22 protein-coding genes, 1 other RNA gene and 1 pseudogene are annotated in these 21,436 nt (G+C 40.0%); 5 read left to right on the top strand and 19 right to left on the bottom strand.

What is annotated here, in order from left to right; all coding sequences use genetic code 11:
* Positions 1 to 301: 301 nt before the first annotated feature.
* Positions 302 to 1,666: an ATP-binding protein gene (locus tag QF028_RS32700; RefSeq protein WP_429471974.1), complete on the top strand. Its 1,365-nt coding sequence runs from the start codon at positions 302 to 304 to the stop codon at positions 1,664 to 1,666.
* 35 nt (positions 1,667 to 1,701) lie between these two features.
* On the opposite strand, the pseudogene QF028_RS32695 reads toward QF028_RS32700, so the two are convergent.
* The 6 genes and pseudogenes from QF028_RS32695 to nadE form a co-directional block, all read right to left on the bottom strand.
* Positions 1,702 to 2,517 (bottom strand): annotated as a pseudogene (locus QF028_RS32695) (flotillin domain-containing protein); the annotation flags it as partial.
* Positions 2,502 to 2,906, bottom strand: a complete 405-nt coding sequence (locus QF028_RS32690) for a hypothetical protein (RefSeq protein ID WP_429471972.1) — start codon at positions 2,904 to 2,906, stop codon at positions 2,502 to 2,504. The pseudogene QF028_RS32695 and the gene QF028_RS32690, both read right to left, overlap by 16 nt.
* Before the next feature lie 550 nt (positions 2,907 to 3,456).
* Positions 3,457 to 4,191, bottom strand: a complete 735-nt coding sequence (locus tag QF028_RS32685; protein ID WP_088089532.1) for an amino acid ABC transporter ATP-binding protein — start codon at positions 4,189 to 4,191, stop codon at positions 3,457 to 3,459.
* Between the two features lie 15 nt (positions 4,192 to 4,206).
* Positions 4,207 to 4,905: an amino acid ABC transporter permease gene (locus QF028_RS32680; protein ID WP_429471969.1), complete on the bottom strand. Its 699-nt coding sequence runs from the start codon at positions 4,903 to 4,905 to the stop codon at positions 4,207 to 4,209.
* Complete coding sequence (locus tag QF028_RS32675; RefSeq protein WP_429471967.1) at positions 4,892 to 5,722, bottom strand: amino acid ABC transporter substrate-binding protein; 831 nt, start codon at positions 5,720 to 5,722, stop codon at positions 4,892 to 4,894. Before QF028_RS32675 ends, QF028_RS32680 begins: the two co-directional genes overlap by 14 nt.
* 160 nt (positions 5,723 to 5,882) lie before the next feature.
* Positions 5,883 to 6,704 carry an ammonia-dependent NAD(+) synthetase gene (nadE, locus tag QF028_RS32670; RefSeq protein WP_429471965.1) on the bottom strand — a complete coding sequence of 274 codons (822 nt, stop codon included), beginning with the start codon at positions 6,702 to 6,704 and terminating at the stop codon, positions 5,883 to 5,885.
* Positions 6,705 to 6,831: 127 nt separating this feature from the next.
* On the opposite strand from nadE, the gene QF028_RS32665 reads away from it, so the two are divergent.
* On the top strand, positions 6,832 to 7,344 hold the full coding sequence (locus QF028_RS32665) for an acyl-CoA thioesterase (protein WP_215005493.1): 513 nt from the start codon (positions 6,832 to 6,834) through the stop codon (positions 7,342 to 7,344).
* A 42-nt stretch (positions 7,345 to 7,386) separates the two neighbouring features.
* Here the strand turns inward: QF028_RS32665 and QF028_RS32660 are convergent, their stop codons facing one another.
* From QF028_RS32660 to QF028_RS32640, 5 genes are all read right to left on the bottom strand, one after another.
* Positions 7,387 to 8,382: a DUF3231 family protein gene (locus QF028_RS32660; protein ID WP_429471963.1), complete on the bottom strand. Its 996-nt coding sequence runs from the start codon at positions 8,380 to 8,382 to the stop codon at positions 7,387 to 7,389.
* Positions 8,383 to 8,492: 110 nt separating this feature from the next.
* Entirely contained in the window at positions 8,493 to 9,467 is a 975-nt protein-coding gene (locus tag QF028_RS32655; protein ID WP_429472648.1) for a cation diffusion facilitator family transporter, read from the bottom strand.
* Positions 9,468 to 9,590: 123 nt separating this feature from the next.
* On the bottom strand, positions 9,591 to 9,824 hold the full coding sequence (locus QF028_RS32650) for a group-specific protein (protein WP_168245634.1): 234 nt from the start codon (positions 9,822 to 9,824) through the stop codon (positions 9,591 to 9,593).
* A gap of 66 nt (positions 9,825 to 9,890) precedes the next feature.
* On the bottom strand, positions 9,891 to 10,892 hold the full coding sequence (locus tag QF028_RS32645) for an AI-2E family transporter (RefSeq protein ID WP_429471960.1): 1,002 nt from the start codon (positions 10,890 to 10,892) through the stop codon (positions 9,891 to 9,893).
* A 96-nt stretch (positions 10,893 to 10,988) separates the two neighbouring features.
* The gene (locus QF028_RS32640; RefSeq protein WP_429471958.1) at positions 10,989 to 12,008 is read right to left on the bottom strand and encodes a polysaccharide deacetylase family protein; all 1,020 of its coding nucleotides are present in this window, start codon (positions 12,006 to 12,008) and stop codon (positions 10,989 to 10,991) included.
* 505 nt (positions 12,009 to 12,513) lie between these two features.
* Between QF028_RS32640 and QF028_RS32635 the strand changes: the two genes are divergently transcribed.
* Positions 12,514 to 12,981, top strand: coding sequence for a hypothetical protein (locus QF028_RS32635; protein WP_215005511.1), 468 nt, complete (start codon positions 12,514 to 12,516; stop codon positions 12,979 to 12,981).
* Between the two features lie 41 nt (positions 12,982 to 13,022).
* On the opposite strand, the gene QF028_RS32630 is transcribed toward QF028_RS32635, so the two are convergent.
* The 3 genes from QF028_RS32630 to QF028_RS32620 all read right to left on the bottom strand — a co-directional run bounded on the left by QF028_RS32630 (position 13,023) and on the right by QF028_RS32620 (position 15,054).
* A complete protein-coding gene (locus QF028_RS32630) occupies positions 13,023 to 13,409 on the bottom strand; it encodes a 2Fe-2S iron-sulfur cluster-binding protein (RefSeq protein WP_429471956.1) in 387 nt (128 codons plus the stop codon).
* Positions 13,410 to 13,412: 3 nt separating this feature from the next.
* A complete protein-coding gene (locus QF028_RS32625) occupies positions 13,413 to 14,261 on the bottom strand; it encodes a family 1 encapsulin nanocompartment shell protein (protein WP_168245639.1) in 849 nt (282 codons plus the stop codon).
* Positions 14,262 to 14,481: 220 nt separating this feature from the next.
* Positions 14,482 to 15,054 carry an IMEF encapsulin system ferritin-like cargo protein gene (locus QF028_RS32620; RefSeq protein ID WP_429471954.1) on the bottom strand — a complete coding sequence of 191 codons (573 nt, stop codon included), beginning with the start codon at positions 15,052 to 15,054 and terminating at the stop codon, positions 14,482 to 14,484.
* Positions 15,055 to 15,250: 196 nt separating this feature from the next.
* Between QF028_RS32620 and QF028_RS32615 the strand changes: the two genes are divergently transcribed.
* Both QF028_RS32615 and QF028_RS32610 read left to right on the top strand, forming a co-directional pair.
* Complete coding sequence (locus QF028_RS32615) at positions 15,251 to 15,919, top strand: spore coat protein (protein ID WP_429472646.1); 669 nt, start codon at positions 15,251 to 15,253, stop codon at positions 15,917 to 15,919.
* Positions 15,920 to 16,077: 158 nt separating this feature from the next.
* On the top strand, positions 16,078 to 16,485 hold the full coding sequence (locus tag QF028_RS32610) for an LAGLIDADG family homing endonuclease (RefSeq protein WP_410882495.1): 408 nt from the start codon (positions 16,078 to 16,080) through the stop codon (positions 16,483 to 16,485).
* Between the two features lie 333 nt (positions 16,486 to 16,818).
* On the opposite strand, the gene ssrA is transcribed toward QF028_RS32610, so the two are convergent.
* The 5 genes from ssrA to secG all read right to left on the bottom strand — a co-directional run bounded on the left by ssrA (position 16,819) and on the right by secG (position 21,414).
* Positions 16,819 to 17,153, bottom strand: a transfer-messenger RNA (tmRNA) gene (ssrA, locus tag QF028_RS32605).
* Between the two features lie 192 nt (positions 17,154 to 17,345).
* Positions 17,346 to 17,813 (bottom strand): SsrA-binding protein SmpB, encoded by a 468-nt coding sequence (gene smpB, locus QF028_RS32600; RefSeq protein ID WP_168245642.1) that lies wholly within the window; start codon positions 17,811 to 17,813, stop codon positions 17,346 to 17,348.
* 92 nt (positions 17,814 to 17,905) lie between these two features.
* Positions 17,906 to 20,272, bottom strand: a complete 2,367-nt coding sequence (rnr, locus tag QF028_RS32595; protein WP_429471951.1) for a ribonuclease R — start codon at positions 20,270 to 20,272, stop codon at positions 17,906 to 17,908.
* Between the two features lie 26 nt (positions 20,273 to 20,298).
* Positions 20,299 to 21,045 (bottom strand): alpha/beta hydrolase, encoded by a 747-nt coding sequence (locus QF028_RS32590; RefSeq protein ID WP_429471949.1) that lies wholly within the window; start codon positions 21,043 to 21,045, stop codon positions 20,299 to 20,301.
* Between the two features lie 135 nt (positions 21,046 to 21,180).
* Positions 21,181 to 21,414, bottom strand: coding sequence for a preprotein translocase subunit SecG (secG, locus tag QF028_RS32585; protein WP_088089548.1), 234 nt, complete (start codon positions 21,412 to 21,414; stop codon positions 21,181 to 21,183).
* Positions 21,415 to 21,436: the final 22 nt, after the last annotated feature.

Genomic DNA, 21,436 nt, shown 5'->3' with positions numbered 1-21,436 from the left:
GTTTGTAACTTCACAAATTCACCACAAGTTCTTCATAACATCTTCAATCTTTCTCGGTAAGATGTGAGTGTAGTTAGGAATGAGGAAATAACTAAAAGGACTCCCAAGTTTTTGTTATCACCTCATTGATGCAGTAGTTGGTTCAAAACCATCTTACTCATCCCAAATTTAACCTCTCTTTTTTATATAGTTCGGACGTCCCAATCGGTGGGACGTCCATTTTTTTAATAAATTTGCTACAAAATAAGGCGCTCGTACAGCAAACTCTATAGTATGCTTAGGGAGTGAGGTGCTTGGACATATGAATAAAATATCAGTTAAAATAGGCGTCCTATTTTTTATTGCAATCTTTATACTAGAAGGCATTTCGATGTTTTTTTTGCATAATAATATCATTCATTCCCGGGTGCATGAAGAGTTAACTTCTCTCCAGACACGAGGGAATAATCACCGTGAGATCCTCGAGGCTTCATTTCATGATGAAACCATTCGGCACATTGCCATAATGGAGGCACAGACCGATACACAGGTGATTCTGACAAAACCAGCTGGAACGATTTATATGTCGTCCAATAAGGTTACAGATGAAATGAAAAAAATCATGAATATTAAGCCAAAAAGTGTGCCACACGAGGGTTTAATTTTAGAAGACGACTGGAAAAACGAAGCTTATATCGCTTCCATTAGCCCAGTAATTGTTGATAATAAAATCAACGGTTATGTTTATATGTTTCAAAATACAAAAAAAATCAAAGATTTAATTTCCGGACTTAACCAGCATTTCCTGATTGCTGGCCTGCTTTCCCTCTTGTTTATGATTATTATCATTATCTTTTTGACAAGGTTTGTCACTCACCCGCTTATTCAAATGAGTGAAGCAACAAAACGGATCAGCAAGGGTGATTTCTCCGTCTCCCTGCCAAACGTTGGTAAAGACGAAATCGGAGAGCTCGGGGAATCCATTAAGGTGTTAGCAAGTGATTTAGAAATTCTAAAAAATGAACGGAATGAGTTCCTTGCAAGTATCTCGCACGAACTCCGTACTCCACTGACTTATATTAAGGGCTATGCAGACATTGCCCGCCGACAAGGAACGAACAATGAGGACAGAGATAAATATTTAGGAATTATTTTTGAAGAGACTGGCAAGCTATCGAAACTAGTGAAGGAATTATTTAATCTCGCAAAAATGGATGAAAATACTTTTTCAATAGAAAAAGAAGAGGTTCATCTATTACCTTATTTTCAAACAATCATTGAAAAAGTTTCACCGGCTTGCTTGGAGTACCAGATCGAAATCGTTCTCGAATGCCCGGATCATCTTTATGCAAAAATTGACCCGATGCGCTTTGAACAAGTGATCCTCAATCTGCTTGATAATGCACGGAAATATTCGGAGCAGCAAACAAAAATAGACGTCGTCGTTAAAAGAATCGACGGAGCGATTCACATGATTGTTCAAGATGAAGGGAAGGGTATCCCCGAAGAAGATTTACCGCGAATATTCGAGCGATTTTATCGTGTCGATAAATCACGAACGCGTGCTCTCGGCGGTACTGGACTCGGACTTTCAATCGTCAAACAATTAGTGGAAGCCCACGGCGGAACCATTAAAGTTTCAAGCAGCCACAATCTAGGAACAAGCTTTGAAATCATCTTGGAATAAAAAAATCCTTATCGCCATCGATAAGGATTTTTTTCTTATTCTGCTTTTTTCTTTACTTCATCTGTCAATTCCTCAATGCTTTTTCTTACATTCGACTTGCCAGAGTAGTTTTCAATCAATTCTTTTACATCAATGCCGCTTGATGCTTTTAATGATTCTTGAAGACTAGCCATTAAATTGGTGGCATAGCTGGTGATTTTATTGGCACCGCCATTCGCTCCAGTGCCGCCCGTGTCGACAACCGTAATTTTATCAATATTGGATAAGGGGCTAGCCACTTGTTTCGCATATTCCGGCAGCATTTTGATAATCATGTCTAGGATTGCCGCTTGGCCGAATTGCTCGAATGCTTCGGCAATTTTCTCCTTCGCTTCGGCTTCTGCTAAACCTTTTAAGCGAATAATTTCTGCTTCCGTCGAACCCTGTGCCTTTTGCGCTTCCGCTTTGGCGAGACCATCCAATCGAATCCGCTCTGCTTCCGCTTTAGCCATGGCTTCGATTCGATATTTATTTGCTTCTGCTTCTGCCATTTCCTTGGCCTTATTTGCTGCAGCCGATTGTTCCACAGAATAACGGTCGGCGTCCGCTTTTTTCTTCACTTCCGAATCGTATTGACGTTCGCGGCGTTGAATTTCTTTTTCTTCCAATTCAATTTGTTTCTGTCTTTCAATAATCTTGATTTGCATTTCTTGTTCCATTACTTCTTGTTTCGAACGTGCACTTTCAAGGTCGTAGGCTTGGTCAGCACGTGCTTTGGCGACATCTTGTTCACGGCGGTACTCGGCAATTTTCAAAAGATTGATTTTCTCAGCCTCAGCAATTTCTGTTGCCCGCTCTAACTCATTCCGCTTTCCCCATACCCATCAACAGGGATGGTGGTAATAACCGTACCAATCCGGCCACGTAAATCTGATTCTTTATAGACTAGTGACTCCTCCGCACCAGACAGCGGGACAAGAACAAAGACATTTAATAACGTCACCACAATCAAGGCTGCAACAGACGAGATGCCTAAAATGAGTAAATAATGTAATGAAGAAAGGCGCTCAAATAAATAACCGCTTGCCGATAGGGTGGTTACGAAAGCGAAAATCAAGACTGGGTTAAGAAAATCGAGTCCGTCACCAAACCCATGAAAATGAAAGACATCGGCAAACAAGACATAAATTAAGGTTAATACCCCGGAAATGATTAACCCATATAAATAAATCGTTTCTAAAGGAATGCTAAATGGTTCCATGCGCATCAATCCTTCTTATTCATTTGTCTCTATTTAACATGGCTGTTGATTTCCGCTCCAATCAACTTGGCTATAAAAATAACAATGAGCTTTAACATAGCCATTCATTAAAAAACCTTTAGTTTCTTTCTCAATCAAGTAGGTAACCTCCACTCCTCATCCATAAGCATCATCCTTTCTATGTATCTACCTTAAATACGGTTAAACTATGGAAAAGTTTCACTTTTTTCCTAAAATTTTCCGGATTTATTCAATAATTCGATAATGCTTGTCTAAATCCTGCCGTGGTATTAAGGAGATATTATGAAGTTTTACCCTTTATAAATAGGCTCTGTTATACTTGGCTGTTGATTTCCGCTCCAGGCGCTTCGCTTTCCGCGGGCGGTCCGGGGAGCCTCCTCGGCGCTTAAGCGCCTGCGGGGTCTCCCCTGCCCCGTCCTCCCGCAGGAGTCTTCGCGCCTTCCGCTCCAATCAACATGTGCCAAAATCAACAATGAGCTTTAACATAGCCTATAAATAAAAAAGTGCCATAGCACATGGCTACAACACCTTATTGAATCATATTCAAGAACTTCCTTGTTCGTTCTTCTTTTGGATTGGTGAAAATTTCTTCTGGCTTGTTCCTCTCGACAATCACACCTTGGTCCATAAAAATGACTTCATCAGCCGCTTCGCGGGCAAAGCGCATTTCATGGGTAACAACGATCATTGTCATTCCCTCCCTAGCCAGGTCCTTCATGACCTTCAATACTTCACCAACCAGTTCAGGATCAAGTGCGGACGTCGGCTCATCAAAGAGCATTACCTCTGGTTCCATTGCTAGTGCCCGGGCAATGCCGACACGCTGCTGCTGACCACCGGAGAGCTGGGCGGGAAAGTAATCAATTTTATCACCAAGGCCCACTTTTTCAAGTAATGCTTGTGCCTTTTTCCTTGCAGCCTCTTTCCCCTCTCCTTTTACAATGATTGGCCCTTCCATAACATTCTGAAGTGCTGTTTTATGAGGAAAGAGATTATAACTTTGAAAAACCATTCCGGTTAGGCGCCGAAACGAGGCAATTTGTTTTTTAGGTACAGCCTTAGAAAAATCCAAACTTTGACCCTCGATGGAAATGACACCTTTTGTCGGAGTTTCCAACACATTCAAACAGCGGAGCATCGTTGTCTTACCGGATCCCGATGGACCGATGACAACGACCACTTTTCCCTTTTCAACGACGAGGTCAATCCCTTTTAACACCTCTAATTGACCAAATTGCTTATATAAACCTTTAATTGAAATCATTGTAAAACTCCCTCATTAAGACGTGTACCGGTCCATTCTCTTTTCCAAGTATCCTTGCAAGATCGAAAGGAAAAAGCAAATGACCCAATAAAGAAGCGCTGCCTCTACGTATACCAATAGAAATTCATAGGTGGTTGAAGCAATTTCTTGGGCCCGGCGAAACATCTCTGTTACAAGGACAACTGACGCAAGAGAAGTGTCTTTTACAAGACTAATAAATGAATTCGATAATGGCGGTATGGATACTCTTGCTGCCTGCGGAAGAATGATTCTTTTTAACGCCTGGGTATAGGTCATTCCAATCGAATAACCGGCTTCCCACTGGCCCTTAGGAATGGAGATAATCGCTGCTCGAATGATTTCTGAAGCATATGCCCCAACACTTAGAGAAAAACCAATCACCGCGGATATAAATGGATCTATTGTAACTCCGATATTAGGAAGTCCATAAAAAATAATGAATAACTGAACAAGTAATGGTGTTCCGCGAATCGCCGAAACATAAAATCTGGCAATCCCTTGAAAGAATTTAACCTGAGAAATTCGGGCAAGAGCCGTTAACACCGCCAGAATAATCCCAATGATAAACGAAATGATTGTTAATGGAATGGTATTCATAATAGCACCCTCCAGCAGTGGCTGGAGGGAAGTTTTTGTAATATCGATTAACCTTGCCGTTCTTTCTGGGTCAGCAAAAATACTATTTAAGTACATCTTCACCAAACCATTTCTCAGAGATTTTTTTGTAAGTGCCATCGTCGACGATATCTTTTAGCGCTTTATTCACTTCGTCAACAAGTGTGTCACTTTTCTTTCTAAACATAAAGCCGCTTGAAGAAGCATCATTTGCGGTTGCAACAACCTTGATTGGCGCATCTGGCTTTTGCTTTTTATAGTCTAAAAATGAAAGCTTATCGTTAATGGTTACATCCACACGTTTTTGAGCAAGGAGCTCAACTGCTTGCTGGAAACCATCCACTCCAACAATCTTAGCTCCATATTTCTTTGCCATATCTGCGTAGTTACTTGTCATCGATTGAGCTGCATTTAATCCTTTAATATCTTCAAATGCTTTAACCTTATCATTATCTTTATGGGCAATCAGGACACCAGCAGAAGTAATATATGGGTCTGAGAAATCATACTTTTCCTGACGGTCTGGACGAATCCCAACTTCGTTAGCTATCATATCAAAACGCTTCGCATCCAATCCTGCAAACATTGCATCCCACTGTGTTTCTTTAAATTCAGGTTTAACCCCGATACGTTTAGCCACCTCAGTCGCAAGATCCACATCAAATCCAGTTAGATTGCCACTAGTATCATGGAAAGTGAATGGAGGATATGTACCTTCTGTTCCAATCAAAAGTGTTCCTTTGTCTTTTACCGTTTTCAATAAATCATTATCTGCTTTTTCAGCAGTTTTGTTATCAGTTTTTTTATTATCTTTATCGGCATTATCCTTGCCGCATGCCGCTAGCACAAACATAAAGCTTAATAAGAGTGCAAAAATAATGGTAAATTTTTTCACTGGTGAAACCCCCTAATTCTGATTGTTTTTATCGGATTTAATCATATTACACAGATTTGCTTCTGTCAAAGGATAAGATGTGAACGAAATTAAAATTATTTTACCCTTTATTTTAAAATAAAAACCTATCAGATATGTTTCTTATGATAGGCAGCTATTTTTATTTCCACCACTCGTCAAACATGGTGGTTGGTAGTTGGCGTTTATGTTCTGTCATAACATAACGCTGTTCAATTTTCTCTGCGACCTCTTTTGAAACTGGTTTTCCTTCCAGATAATCATCGAGTTCATCATATGTAATCCCTAACTCTGTTTCGTCGGCCTGACCAGGTTTTTGGTCCAGTAAGTCTGCCGTAGGTACTTTTAAATATAAACATTCATCCGCACCGAGCTCTTTTAACAAGGCCCTCCCCTGCCGCTTGCTTAAGCCGCTGAGCGGAAGGATGTCCGCCCCTCCGTCGCCATACTTCGTATAGAAACCCGTGACTGCTTCTGCTGCATGGTCTGTTCCAATCACAAGCAGTCCCTCCATGCCGCCGATTGCATATTGAGCAATCATTCTCATCCTGGCTTTTACATTTCCTTTTTGATAATCACTTAAAGGTGCCCCTTGATAACTTGTATCATATTCCTTTTGTACATCATCAACGGCTGTTTTAATATTAAAGACTGTCTCACGATCTGCACGGATAAAGGCTAATGAACGCTTAGCATCTTCCTCATCTTGCTGGACACCGTAAGGAAGACGAACAGCGATAAACAAGGCATCTAGTCCTTCGTTGCGCAGCTCCTCAACTGCCAGTTGAGCGAGGCGGCCTGCAAGAGTAGAGTCTTGACCGCCGCTAATCCCTAAAACATAGCCCTTAGCCTTTGTTTTAATTATGTAATTTTTCAAAAAATCAATCCGTTTTCGAATTTCTCCTTGCGGTTGAATGGTCGGACTAATGTTTAACTCCTTCATGATCTGTGCTTGCAAACTCATTTATTGTTCCTCCAGACTCACAATTGATATATTAAATAATGTACCACAAATATCTCGATTTCACTAAAAACTACAAGAAAGTTAGTGATTTGGGTAAATTATAATAAACAGTTCTTGGAGGGATTGGATGGAAGCAAAAACATGTAATGAATCTCGAGTCGTGAGAACGAGTCGGATTTTTCCTAATGATGTAAATAACCATAATACCTTGTTCGGCGGAAAGTTAATCAGTGATATTGATATGATTGCTTCTATTTCGGCAGTAAGGCATTCCAGAGCGGAATGTGTCACTGCTTCAATTGATTCGGTCGACTTCCTTAGTCCAATTACACCGAAGGATTCAGTTTGTATCGAAACGTTTGTCTCGTCAACTGGGTCTTCTTCCATGGAGATTTTCGTCAAAGTAATTGCGGAGAACCTGATGTCCGGGGATAGAAAAATTGCCGTGACTGCCTTTTTAACCTTTGTTGCATTGGATGACAATGGGAAACCGACAAAGGTTCCAGGAATCATCCCTGAAACCGAAGAAGAGAAAAAACTATTTGAAACAGGAAAAGAAAGAGCCGAAAAGCGGAAAGAACACAGAAAAAGCAGTAAAGAGCTGGCAAGTGTACTGACCCTACATAAACCTTGGGAATAAGAAAAGCAGAAGCCAAAAAAAGGTTCGCGAAATTCGCGAACCTTATAATTTCTGTAGATCCCTTCGACTTGGTGCATGAGGAGGCAGCTGGGCCCAGCCCCGATCGACCATTAGATCAAACCCTTTAGCGGAATACACCAAAATATCTAAAATGTACTTTTGATAATAGGCAGACAGGTCTGTTCTCATAGATAATGATAACGCATGGCCAATAAGCGTGATATCAATTGCGTTCAATGAATGGAAAAGCGTAACCACCAGCCTATCGGAAAAAGGAGAAACCGTTGAATCCGTCACTTCTACACTTGTTGACACGTTCCCGAGTAGTTCCTCTCTCATAAGGATATCATTGAAGGTAGTGATTTGCTTTTCAGATATTTTCTTACCTTCCTCAATAAAATTATGTATCTCCTTGTCTGATACCACTTGAAGTAACCCCATACATAGAAGGATTGAAAAATAATTCCGCTCCGTATTAAAAAAGATTTCTGTAATTTCAGCCACGTTTAACGGCCTTTTTTTCCCGAATCCACTTATATAAGACAGTTTTTCAATGTATTCCACTTTATTTGGATAAGGGATCATCGGCGGGCGGTCATAGATTCCCTTTGAAAGCATAAGGTTAGTGGATTGCTGGTATAACATCGAAGTTTGCTGAACCATTGTAACAAAAAAATCCATCACATCTTCTCTTGCCGTATTTACTGTTATAAAGCCCATGTTAATCATACTCATCCGGCTCATTGAATAAACAAAACTGAGGCCAAACATATCATAAAATAATGGCGGGGCAGATAAATTAATATCCTTTTCTGAAAATCCATCAGGAATTGGGATGCCTTCATCATTAAAGATGGTCGTGATTTTCTGAACATGTCCCTCAGAAATTTCATATGCCTGTTGTAGAATTTTTTTAATCTCTTCATCTTGATTGTGATGAAGAAAATATGTAAGTAAACAAACAGTCATATTCTCCTGGATATACGTAGCCCATAATCCCCCGATTTCCGCACTGGTTAACCGTATATTGTGTTCCACCTTCTGACCTCCTAAATAGCGCCTTAAGAATAGAATTCCACTTGATAAACGCATTATTCGTTCGTTCAAGACTGAAGGTCTCCAATTTGATTCATATACAAGGGCATTCTCTAATCTGTAGCTGATTCACTGCGCGCCTTCCAACTCATCACTCCGTCTTCTTCATCAATCTCAATGGTGACATCGACGACACCTTTTTCTGCCATAATCTTTTCGTGTAAACGGTCTTTAATATTATCAGCCGCGGCCACCGTCAATTTTGGATCGACCTCGATTTCTAACTCCACATGCAGGTCCTCACCCTCTTTAATAACAGTTATCCCTTGAACATCTTTGACATCAGGGTCCTCCATAACAAGAGTGCCGATTTTATTCTCCATCTCTTCATCTGCTTGACCAAGGACTCCTGCCGCATTATCCAAAAAGACTCTTCCAACAACAAAGAGCATCATCCCACCAATAAGCATCGAGGCCAATCCCTCTATTTGATGGAAGGCAGTGAAGTGAGAAATGACAACAGCAATAATCGCCAACAAACCACCCAAGGTTGCAACGAGGTCTTCCATGAAAACGAGCTTTGTTGCAGGTTTAGCTCTTCCCAAATTGGCAAAACTTTTAGTGAAAATTTGAAGCCCACTTGCTTCAAGCTCAATCTCATGTAAAATTTCTTTCATTGCTTTAAATAACACAAACATTTCTAGCAGTGTTGCAACGGCTAAAACAATAATATTAATAGCAAATCCACCTGACTCGGTTGGATGAATTACATGGTGGTAGCCTTCTTTTATGGTTTCAAATGCCATAATTCCGATAATTAACACAGCACCCAAAAGAACAAGATTCACTAAGCGCCCGAACCCATTTGGATATTTTTCAGTCGGTGCCTTCTTACTTAAGGCGGAGCCGATAAACACAAAAAACTGGTTCGCAGCATCACCAAGGCTGTGCATCGTTTCAGCGAACATCGCCACATTGCCTGTAAACATAAAAGCGACACCTTTTATAATTGAAATGATCGTATTAATTATTGCCGCCAGCATGGCAGATTTATTGCCACGTTTTAATAATTGCAGTAGTTCGCCCATCATATCCTCTTTTCTTTGTTAAACTTTGCTTTTCTTAATATTTTCAAAAACCAGCGATTTCATTATAAATTTTGTTTATGTAAAATAAATCGGGCCCCAATTTTTCATAGGGGCCCTCCTTACTTATACGTTCTTCAGCACCAAATATAAGCGGTTGTTCCTGTGAGCTTGTTCATCTTCTGGAGCTAAATCGTATTTTTTCAGCAAATGGAACACCTCGTTTAAAAGGTCCTGTGTATGCTCTTTTTCAAAGAATTGATTAAATAATGGCTTCATATCTTCAGGTAAAAAAGCAGCAAGAGATACGTATTTACTTTTTACATCTTCATGGGTATGGTCTAGCTTGCATTCGCTCAAACTTACATCCTCCTTAATGGTTTATACCCTTAGTATAAACAAAAAAGCCCAACAAATGGGCTTTTTTTATGCCTTCTTATTCTCTGTCACTTCTAGTACATCCAAAAGGAAAACAAAGACAGGAATTCCGACAATCAATCCCCAAACACCAAAAAAGTGCTCGGAGAATATCAAGACAAGGAATGTATAGAAAACAGGAAGGTTTGTTTTTGAACTCATTAAATTTGGATTGAGAATATACGCCTCAATACCATGAATAATCATAATGGCAATGCCGACATAAAGGACTTTGATCAAACCGCCAATACTATAAGCGATAATTGCAAGCGGAATTAAAGAAATAATCACACCTGCAACAGGAATAAGACCCAAAATAAAAATTAAGATAGATAACCCGCCAAGCTGTGGGAAATCCAGGATCCATAAGGAGATGGTTGTCAAAATACAGTTCACAACAGCAATGATTAGTTGTGCTTCAATCACTTTACCAAACGTTCCAACAAACTTTCGTCCAAAAAATTCAATTTCACTGTAAATGGGTGCAACTTTACTGGTTCTAAATTTCTTTGTAAAGGCAATCAAACGCGGCTTTTCCAACAGGAAGAACAAACTCATTAACAGAGCCAATAAAATTTGCAAACCAATTTTACTAATATCAGTAAAATATTTAAATACAAAGGTAAAGCCTTGCTCTAAATAGCTTGAGATTTTTATTTCTTCCATTCGACTCATTATATAATTCAGCACAATATTATCATGCTTAGTTGTATAAAAGGCGGTTAATTGCTTGATTAATGCGGTAATTTCACCTGCAATCATTGGAAGATACATGACCAATCCATAAGAAAGCAAACCGACAATACTCGCATACGATATTACAACAATTAACTTTCGGTTAAGCGGAATTTTCCTTTCAATGAATTGGACTAACCGATCCATTAAAAAAGTAAGTATGAACGTTAGTAAGATTAGATTAATCATTGACTTCATTGCATAAATAGCAATGGCAATTAAGACAAAAATTGATATTCTCTTGAAACCGGTGCTCTGCAATAGTTTATTCATCATAGCCCATTATCGATCCCCATTATATTCACTATAAATCACATGAAAGAATTTTTAATATATGGTTAGTTTACCAAATCTGCAGATATTTGTCTTATCTCAAAATTGGATTGGAGTAGTAGTATTTTCAATTGGTTTACCTTCAAAGCCTTGTTTCTTTAAATAGTCTAGAAGTAATGGTAAATAAGCAAGAGTTTCCTTTCGCTCATGTAAAAGGATAACTAGCGGTCCATTATGGTCTTTCTTCTGGTTTATTTGGTTGATAACGCAGTTGACATAGCGTTTATCCTTATAGTACCAATCCTTACTATCAATATTCCAGTCCCACATCAAATACCCATTTTCCTTGACGGCCTTTTTATACTCGTCTGTCATGTTTGGTACGCTGCCATAGGGCGTTCGCATAATAAAAGAATTGACACCTGACACTTCCTTTAAGGTGTTACGGTTTTGGGTTAATTCACTAAGCACTGATTCTTTAGATTTATAAAATTTCTTTTGACTGTGAGATACACTATGTAGTCCAAGCGTTTCACCCGTCTTGGTCATTAATTTAACCGCTTCAGGATATCTCTTTATATTCCCATCAATCATAAAGAATGTTGCTTTAAATTGATACTTTTCAAGAAGCGCAATTATCTTATCGGAAAAAGCTGCTGGACCATCATCAAATGTTAAATAGACAATTTTCTTACCACTATTTCTTGGTTGTGTATTTTTTGGTTTAGACGGAGCTGCAATGGATTCCTTTGTCGGTGGTTGAGAAGTAGTTTTATCTTTTGTGGTGGGGTGTGCCACAGCTTTATTTGTAGTATGATTGTTTGGCACCTTACTAGTCTCTCGTTCTTGCTGATTACTCCATATCACGGCTTTGTCTTGTTGCTTTCTTATTAATTCTTTTTCCAATTTTAAATCGTTTGTGTTCCGTACAATCATCTCCGCTGACACATTTTTCTTTACAGGTAGATTAGTAACTTTATTTTTTTGATGATTTTTAGATTCATCACCTGCAGCTTTTGCTTGAAAATAATTACTAACAAATATCCCTGTAAACAAAAAAACAACGGCAATGACAGCAATTAATGTCCCCTTCGACCAACCGCCTTTAAGTTTCCCCATCGATCAATCCCTCTTTGATGTTTATTATTTTTCTTTCTCCATTATAGACGAAATTTTGAGCAAAGTGTTACCAAACTATGAAAATATTACAATATTAATAAAAGGTGAATATCGGTATAAAACATGCTAAATTTTGGCTAACCTCAGGAATGAAGATGGGTAGTCTTAAGCTGTATATGTTGATTTGCACTTACTGCTCTCACACTCGCCACTGCGATTATGACGGGATATTTCCTTATATTAGGTCAAGGCAATAAGGACTTAGGTTCGGAAAAGACAAAAGCCCAATTTCTCAAGGAGAATTGGGTCTTTGTTTAAGGTTTGGTGATGTTGTTACAAGAGGTTTTGCATTTCTTTGGAAGGGCAATCTGTCATAAATCGGAAGGACGTTCACTCGTTTTTTTGTTCAAACAACCTCCACAATTTGGTGCCTGAAACCCATTGACAATGATTCTCATTATCTATAATATAACGGTATAGAGATTATATTGGAGGGGGATACAACATGTTTAACATGCTATATGGGTTGAAGGATATTCACACGGTTATTTCAAATCAACGTAAAATCGGCGGTGCGGCTGAGGCTGATTCGATTCGGTTATCATCAGGTGAAACCTATCTAAACCCTGTGTTTACTAATGTTGATATCTCAAAAGGTCATTATGTTTCTGTTGGTTTCATCGACCAAGATGGTGCAAATGTCATCGTACATGTTGATCAAATCGCTATTATTAAAGGATTGCAGCACAAATTAATTTGTCAGCTCAATAATACTTATATTAAACAATATCTGTTGCACGATACATTGAAATATTTACAAAAGTTATGTGAAGTGAATGAAGGTTTCGTTACGAGTTCATTTAAAAAAGAAGCGCTGAAACTTGTGCGTGATATCAGTGTAAAAGAATTGAAAAACCATAATGTTTCGCTTCCATTCCCTGTTGAAGATAAATTAGTTCAATTATTTGCTTAATAAAAACGCGGTCCGCCTTGTGCTGGACCGCGTTTTGCTATTTATAGAATGACAGCTTGGCAAGCCAATCGATAGCCATTGTTTAATTCGTTCCCTAGCTTGATATGCTCTTGTTCATTTGGCTTCGATAGTCCTGAACCTTGCAGGACCTGTACGGTACATTGTCCGCAGGTTCCTTTTTGGCATTTATATTTGATTTGCTTCCCTTGGTTTAGAGCGGCATCAAGCAACTTTCCTTTAACAGGTGTTATTTCGAATTTATTCTCGCCTTGGAGTACGATTATTTTTTCAGAGTGAAGTTCTTCCCTAATCGTATCGTATTGCTGTTTAGGTTCTTCTTTTTCAAAAAGGGTACTTGCGGGTGGGTGCAGAACAGGCGCCAATGAACCCGGAATGAGTGAGCCAACCGTAAAAACTCGTTTGTTCACACGTTAATCTCCTATTGCCTCGAGTGTGCAAATTGCCCCAGGACGCTTGATTCTTAATACTACGGTTTCATAAACACGGAAAGGGTGATTCATCCCTTCCTGGCCCATGTAGGCTGTATCAAAATCCTCTGATACGGCAAGATCTAAGTTATTTCGCCCTGTATTAAGGATCACTCCTGTTTTCCCTTTTAAAACTGGTGATTGGAACACGCCATCTGTCACAAGCTCACGAATATGTTCAATTTCTAAGACATTGGTATCTTTATGGACACGATGTATTAGCGAATAAAGCTCTGGTGCTAGGACAAGTGCAAACGGTCCATGATGGTTCATTTCGAGCAGTTTATTCCTTGCATCGACAATATCCTGAAATGCAGTTCCTGATTCATACCATTCCCCAATCAAGTGCGTCAGCCGTCCTTGGACATTCATTATTCCAGGGATATCAAATTCTTTTGCTCCGTGAAAAATCATCTGGTCTTCCAGATTTGCGACGTCTCGGGCAGCATTTGCAGCTGGTGAGAAATCAATTGGAATATCGAGTACCTTGGTTTGTTCTATGTCGCGCCAATATAGGATGAAATCCTTGTAGAGTAAAGGAATCGTATGGTTTACCCGTTTACTTGTTTCGAATGTGGTATCAAAAGATCCTTGGAAGTCCATTTTCGCTTCTTGGTTTTCGATAAAGATGTCATTTGAGATGCTTTGCATGCCTCGTCCGAGCGGGCCATATAGTTCTATAAAACGACGGCCTATCAACTGTCTGCGTGCTGTTTCGATGACCGTTTTGTCTAATTGGGCGAATTCTTGGTCTGTTATCGGTGAATCCGGAAATAATTGCGATTTGTTCATGTTTCGATCCTCTCTTCTTTTTGTATTTATTTTTTAGGTTAGTTCTGCTGGTGTGGATTCCGCCAAGTCTGGGATTTATTCCGCCGATGTGAGCGGGGATTCCGCCAAATCAGGATGGAATTCTGCTAAACTTGTTCGAGATTCCGCCAAGTTCTCAACTTATTCCGCCAAACATCATAAATCGTATGAGTTTAAGTCTATTTACTTATGTAAGTACTACCTAAATTAAGCTCCCAACAGTAAACCCCTTTTTATATTTAGCTGAAGATACGACTGGGACAGCAGCCGATGTTGTACCAGACCGGTCTAAGTGGTCATGATCATGATCATGATGGGCATGCGGGTCTATGTAGTCATTATCGAAACGTTTATTAATCTCCAGTAACATCGCCTTTACTTGCTGATAATCCCGGTAGGATACTTCCCGTAATTGGTTAAGCATCGTGCTGCGTTCCTCATCGGTAAAGCGAAATAGGGCTAAATCGAGATGTTCCACAAAATTATGTAACCCGAATTTTTCGAGGTTCAACTCTTGCAAGAGCCGATTAAATTCATTATTGGTCGGCGCAAAATCTTTCTCGTCTTTTTCCTTTTCAAATTTACTGATCAGCGGAATCAGCTCTACTAATCGGGAAAGCCGCTGCTCCTCTTCTTCAAAAATATGATGGTAGTAAAGTCGTTCATGGTCATCGGTAGCGTTCTGAATGACCGGATCCAACATATTCATAAATTTTTCAATCGCATCTTTGGTTGTCGTAAAAATTTGATAAAAAATCTTTAATTCCTCTTTCATATTAAGCACCCCTAGTTCCTCAACTACTGTCATTATTGACGCTAGCGTGCGCTTTTAATACCTATTTAGCTTTAATTAGTTTGCGTTTTGTAACAATCATGTGACTGCTTAATAAGTGTATTTACGAGAATAACCCTTCTTCAATGAAACATAATAATATGGTTACACCAATACCTTTAGGAGGAGATTTAAAATGATGCAAAATCAACAGGGACAAATGCACCAAAACATGCATACAGGGAATATACCTCAACAATTAAATCACGGCGGCCATGAAGTGTTCGATGTCCATGAGGTACTATCAGGAGCAATAGGGACATTAGACCAATACATGATGTTACGCCAACATGTAAAAGACCCAGAATTACTTGATATTCTGGATCGCCAATATCAATTTATGCAGGATGAATATAACATTACTTTAGAATGTTTCAAATCGGGACAAGATCCTTCCAAACGAACCCAAAGCTATAAAATGAACCAAGGAAATGACTTTGTTTATGGGCTAAAACCATCCCAGCCGAAAAAGCCGCTGCAATCCGTTTCTGAGCTTACTGATGAGTGTATTTCCAGCATGATGCTTGGATCTGTAAAATCAGGTGCATCGATGAAGACTATGGCAGCTTTAGAAGTTACGAATCCAGTTGTCCGTCGTGTGCTAGCTGACTCTGTTCCGAATTGCATTGAAATGGCCTATGAAATCTCGATTTATCAAAATAAACACCATTACTATCAAGTACCACAGCTTGCCGAGCAGGATATGAATCAACTGCTTAATGCCTTCGCCCCTGCACAAGGAATGCCGCAAACTAACAATATGAACATGAATGGAAATATGAATATGAATTCTAATATGAGTCATTAAAAACTTTTATATTAATGAGTGAAGTAATTGCAAGCTATCCTATTTTTTAGGATAGCTTGTTTATTTAAAATTTGAAAAGCGCTTATTTAGATAGTAAAATAATAACAGAACATATGTTTTGATAGTGGGATTTAGAACGAATCTTAGGAGGAGTGTAGATGGAATCATGGGAAGCCGCCTATATTGCTGGGATTATTGATGGAGAAGGGTCTATTACATTAACTAGAATGCATGAAAATGAAAATCGACGGCCTTGTATTACAGTTGCTTCAACAGATAAGGAACTTTTAGTGTATCTTCGTTCTTTAACCGATGGAACTATTAATAGTAAAAAAAACTATAACCCTGAACGACATAAGGATTCTTATACTCTAAGTATAAAGAAAAAAGATTCAGTTGTTACTCTTTTAAAAAAAATATCACCCTATCTTCGGGTGGATAAGAAAAGAAAGCGTGCTCTATGGATACTCGAAAATTATGAAAAGGTTACTCCCCGAAATGGAAAATATAATTCTTTATTATTAACAAAGAAGATTGCATTTGAAGACAACTTTTTTAGAATATAAAAAAGACCAGCATTTTCTGCTGGCCTTTCTTTCCACTATGTAGTGGAGACGGTGGGACGTGCTCTTCCATGCTTTCGTCATGGCACTGACTATATCTTGAACCTGTCTTCAAACAGGTCCTCCGGCGTCTTATGCGAATCATAAATTTACCTCTTCAAGGTATAGATTTCGCATCCTAGTACTACCATATACATGGCAGCCTATAAGTCGATACACGGCTGTTGGATTACTCCACATACCGCTCGGCATTGCCCTATCACATGGAAGTGACTTAGGTTTCACCGATAAAGCCGAATTTTCACTTATGTGTTACCACATAAGGCGACTAATTACTAATCGAACCCACGTCCAAAGATATCGCCACTTAAGCTTCTACGAGTGTAGTCGATATATTGGTGTTTCGCTGATTCTTCTGCCTATCGACCGGCGTCCGGTCAGCTAGCCTGGTTGTTCTCTTCCTTCATCCTCAGGCGGTGGAATCCGGCGTAGCCCACTTAGAGTGAGTCCCTTACCCTACCACATGGGCAATGGAGGGAGGAACCGCTATGCAGTATTAAGCTGCGAAAGCGAGGTTGTTGTTAGTTTTGCCAGTTATGGCTTTGACGTTTTAACGAGGCCGATCCCCTCGACTCGCGACCTAAGCTCAAACTACCCCTGTCGAATCCGTAGCGTCCCCATAATAAAAGGAGCTGCAATCTAATGAAAGATTAAAGCTGTAGACGTTAGGAAGCTCAACAATGTTCTTTGAGCAAATGTTACCGTCGCTCTCTTGGCGACAAACTTATTATAACACACTGTAGGGATTTTTCAATTGTAAGTATCTGTAAAATAATTTCCAATTCAGCAACTGACGATTCAGATTACATCTTCTGACGATCACGGAAGGCACGTTCGATTTCACGCTTGGCTTCTTTTTGCTTTAAGGATTCGCGCTTATCATAATTCTTCTTACCTTTTGCGAGCCCAATTAACACTTTGCAAAAACCATTTTTCAAATAGAGCTTTAATGGAACAAGCGCATAACCTGCTTCCTTTGTTTCACCAATTAACTTACTAATTTCACGTTTATGTAATAGCAGTGTCCGTGTTCTTAATGGGTCGTGGTTAAAACGATTTCCTTGCTCATAGGGGCTGACGTGCATCCCGAATAGAATGGCTTCTCCATTTTGGATCCGTGCATAGGAATCCTTTAGATTTACTTTTCCGGCCCGAATCGATTTGATTTCTGTTCCCTGTAAGACAATTCCAGCTTCGTAGGTTTCTTCAATAAAATAGTCATGGTAAGCCTTTTTGTTTTGGGCAACTACTTTTCCTTCACCTTTTGGCATTTTTCTCACCTCGTCTTAAAATTTATTTTAGCAGAATATACAAGCTACTACAATTGAAAGAGAGCCCCACATGGAAGGCTCCCTCAACGCTATCATTTATTTTTACGCTTCGTACTTTTGTTTTTTGGCACATTATCATAAAATTTACGTTTCTTCTTCGCTTTATTACCTTGACTGCTGCCGCCTTCAGACTTTGCATTGGAATTGCCGCCTTGACCACGACCGCCGCCGCCTTGCTGTTTATTCCTCCGTGGCTTCTTGGTATCGCTGCCCGTACTGAAAACCTTTGGCGTTTCCGATCGTTCGCGACGCGGTGTACCCTTCATGCCCACAATTTCAAAATCAATCGCACGTTCTTCTTTATTGACTTTTACTACTCGAATGGTAATTTCATCGCCGATCCGGAACACATTTCCGGTTCGTTCGCCAATCATCGCGAGGTGGCGCTCATCGTAACGATAGTAATCATCCGTCATATAGCTGACATGGACGAGGCCTTCAATCGTATTTGGCAGCTCCACAAACATTCCAAAATTGGTGACAGAGCTGATAATGCCGTCATACTCCTCGCCAATCTTGTCTTCCATGTACTCTGCTTTCTTCAAATCGTCCGTTTCTCGTTCGGCATCCACCGAGCGTCGCTCCATTTTTGAAGAATGATCCGCAATTTCAGGTAAGCGAGCATTCCATTTTTCCTGAGTGGTTGAATCCAGCTTTCCTTCGATTAAGTAGGTCCGAATTAAACGATGAACAATTGTATCCGGATAACGGCGAATCGGCGAAGTAAAATGGGTATAGAACTCTGTTGATAAACCAAAATGTCCAAGACTTTCAGGATCATATTTGGCCTGCTGCATCGAACGAAGCATAACCTTCGAAACAACCATTTCCTCAGGCTTTCCTTGAACCTCTTCAATAATCTCCTGAAGAGCCTTAGGGTGGACATCATTTGCTGTCCCTTTTACAATGTAGCCGAAATTGGTGATAAACTCGAAAAATCTACGTAGTTTATCCTCCTTCGGATCCTCGTGAATACGGTAAATAAACGGAACTTCCATCCAGTGAAAGTGCTCTGCCACGGTTTCATTGGCGGCAAGCATAAACTCTTCAATTAATTTTTCAGCCACCGAGCGCTCGCGAAGCACGACATCGGTCGGCTTTCCTTCCTCATCGACTAGAACCTTTGATTCCTTAAAATCAAAGTCGATCGCTCCCCGCTTCATCCGTTTGTTTCGTAAGATAGCGGCCAGCTCTTCCATCATTTCGAACATGGGCACAAGCGGTTCGTATCTAGCTCGCGTTTCTTCATCATGTTCAGCAAGAATCATATTTACAGCATGATAGGTCATCCGTTCGGTTGTCTTAATCACACTTTGAAAAATTTCATGCGAAACAACGGCGCCCTCTGAGGTAATTTCCATTTCGCAAGATAGTACCAAGCGGTCTACCTTCGGATTTAAGGAACAGATTCCATTCGATAAGCGATGGGGAATCATCGGGATGACTCGGTCGACTAAATACACACTCGTAGCCCGTTCTTCCGCTTCCAGGTCAATTGGCGTGCCTTCTTTTACATAATAGCTAACATCTGCGATATGAACGCCAAGCTTATAGTTGCCGTTCTCAAGTCTTGTTACAGTTACCGCATCATCAAGGTCTTTGGCATCGGCCCCATCAATCGTGACAATCGTTTCATTTCGAAGATCGCGGCGATTGGCCAATTCACTTTCATCAATGGTGTCAGGCACCTCGTTGGCTTGTTTTAACACCTCGTCTGGGAAGGCCATTGGTAAGCCGTGCTTATGTATGACTGAAAGGATGTCCACACCCGGGTCGTTTTTGTGTCCGAGAATGGTAATGACTTCGCCCTCTGCACTTTTTCGCCCTTCTGGATACGTAACCAGCTTAACAACAACCTTATGTCCCTCGACTGCCCCTTTGGACGCTGCCTTTGGAATAAAAATATCACTCGCAAATTTTTTATCATCCGGAATGACAAAGCCAAAGCTTTTGCTTTCTACATACGTTCCGACAATTTGCTGCACACCGCGTTCAATGATGCGGATAATACTTCCTTCCCGGCGCTGCCCCGCGCTTTCAGAGGAAACACGCGCTAAAACGATATCACCATGCATGGCTGTGTTGGTTTCATTTGGCGGGATAAAAATATCATCCATCCCTGGCTCATCTGGTGCGACAAAGGCAAATCCTTTCGCATGACCGATGAGCTTTCCGCGGATTAAGTTCATTTTCTCCGGAAGTCCGTAACGGTTGCTGCGTGTTCTGACAACTAAGCCCTTTTCCTCCATTTGCACGAGTGCTTTCACAAACTCCTTAAAATCACTAGAATCCTGGATGCCAAAGGCAGTTTCAAGTTCCTGCACGGTTAATGGTTTGTATGCTTCATCCTTCATATATTGTAAAACCTTATCAATATGCTTTTGTATATTATCTTCCAAACTAATCCTCCTTTGTGGGTGCTTTGTTAATCGCGCCAGTCGAGCTTTTCTAAAAAGGTATAGACATCCTCATGCAATTGTTCCCGTTCTTTGTCGAGCGTGATCACATGACCGGATTCTTCATACCATTTCAGTTCCTTCACAACTGATTCGATTTCATTGTAAATAATGTTGGCACTTTCTGTGTTTATCATTTTGTCATGACGTGCCTGAACGACAAACGTGGGTGCATAAATCATATCCACATTTTCACGCACATCTGCGATCAATGCCTGTAAGGCCTTTAACGTTTTCATTGGTGTTTTCTTAAACTCATTCATTTCCATTTCGATTTGCTCGTCTGTTTTTCCTTCACGTTTTTTAAATTCACGGGCATAATCGAGAATTCCTTCGTACATGACCTCTTCACTTTTTATATGCATCGGTGCGCACATCGGTATAATGGCTTTTATAGGTACAGTGTAACCCAATTTCAAGGAAAATACGCCCCCAAGTGATAATCCCGCCACGGCTATTTCTGAGTGACCTTGATTTTTTAAAAACTCATATCCATTTATCACATCCTGCCACCAATCCGATGGTCCTGTGTGAACAAGCTCTTCGGGTAGAACTCCATGACCCTTATAGTGTGGAGCATGACAAGTATAGCCTTTTTTTTCTAAAAAACGTCCTAGCATGCGAACATCCGCTGAATTTCCGGTAAAGCCATGCAAGAGAAGTATAGCTCTTTTTCCTCCTTTGAAAGTAAATGGCTTAGGTATAACAACTTTCATGATAAAAACTCCCTTAATATCAATTCATTTAGTTTAGTTTTAACAAAGCAAGGGTGAACATTCCAGAAAAAAGCTTATGTTTTTATAAAACAAACAAAAAACCCGGCGCTTGAGGCCAGGTTTGAGTGTAAATAATTAGATTTTAAAGTAAGTTACTGCGATAGAAAGCAGGATAAATAATACTGCTAATACAATCGTAATACGATGTAGAATCAAGTCAAGTCCTCTTGCTTTTTGCTTGCCGAATAGTGATTCAGCACCACCTGAAATGGCACCTGATAATCCAGCGCTTTTACCTGATTGAAGTATAACAACACCAATAAGTCCGATACTTACAATTACTAATAAGATTACAACTAATGTATGCATAAAGGCCACCTCCTGTTAGACG

The organism is Neobacillus sp. B4I6 (assembly GCF_050434045.1).
Classification (GTDB): Bacteria; Bacillota; Bacilli; order Bacillales; family Cytobacillaceae; genus Neobacillus.
The sequence above is the reverse complement of the archived record's forward strand: the minus strand, read 5'-3'. Positions and strand labels throughout refer to the sequence as shown.

Coding starts and splice junctions, on each gene's coding strand:
- QF028_RS32620 (WP_429471954.1), bottom strand. CDS start 15,054: ATGAAAGAGGAATTAAAGATTTTTTATCAAATTTTTACGACAACCAAA.
- QF028_RS32665 (WP_215005493.1), top strand. CDS start 6,832: ATGGAAGCAAAAACATGTAATGAATCTCGAGTCGTGAGAACGAGTCGG.
- QF028_RS32640 (WP_429471958.1), bottom strand. CDS start 12,008: ATGGGGAAACTTAAAGGCGGTTGGTCGAAGGGGACATTAATTGCTGTC.
- QF028_RS32635 (WP_215005511.1), top strand. CDS start 12,514: ATGTTTAACATGCTATATGGGTTGAAGGATATTCACACGGTTATTTCA.
- QF028_RS32615 (WP_429472646.1), top strand. CDS start 15,251: ATGCAAAATCAACAGGGACAAATGCACCAAAACATGCATACAGGGAAT.
- QF028_RS32685 (WP_088089532.1), bottom strand. CDS start 4,191: ATGATTTCAATTAAAGGTTTATATAAGCAATTTGGTCAATTAGAGGTG.
- QF028_RS32625 (WP_168245639.1), bottom strand. CDS start 14,261: ATGAACAAATCGCAATTATTTCCGGATTCACCGATAACAGACCAAGAA.
- QF028_RS32645 (WP_429471960.1), bottom strand. CDS start 10,892: ATGATGAATAAACTATTGCAGAGCACCGGTTTCAAGAGAATATCAATT.
- QF028_RS32590 (WP_429471949.1), bottom strand. CDS start 21,045: ATGAAAGTTGTTATACCTAAGCCATTTACTTTCAAAGGAGGAAAAAGA.
- QF028_RS32690 (WP_429471972.1), bottom strand. CDS start 2,906: ATGGAACCATTTAGCATTCCTTTAGAAACGATTTATTTATATGGGTTA.
- nadE (WP_429471965.1), bottom strand. CDS start 6,704: ATGAGTTTGCAAGCACAGATCATGAAGGAGTTAAACATTAGTCCGACC.
- smpB (WP_168245642.1), bottom strand. CDS start 17,813: ATGCCAAAAGGTGAAGGAAAAGTAGTTGCCCAAAACAAAAAGGCTTAC.
- QF028_RS32700 (WP_429471974.1), top strand. CDS start 302: ATGAATAAAATATCAGTTAAAATAGGCGTCCTATTTTTTATTGCAATC.
- QF028_RS32610 (WP_410882495.1), top strand. CDS start 16,078: ATGGAATCATGGGAAGCCGCCTATATTGCTGGGATTATTGATGGAGAA.
- QF028_RS32655 (WP_429472648.1), bottom strand. CDS start 9,467: ATGGGCGAACTACTGCAATTATTAAAACGTGGCAATAAATCTGCCATG.
- QF028_RS32680 (WP_429471969.1), bottom strand. CDS start 4,905: ATGTACTTAAATAGTATTTTTGCTGACCCAGAAAGAACGGCAAGGTTA.
- secG (WP_088089548.1), bottom strand. CDS start 21,414: ATGCATACATTAGTTGTAATCTTATTAGTAATTGTAAGTATCGGACTT.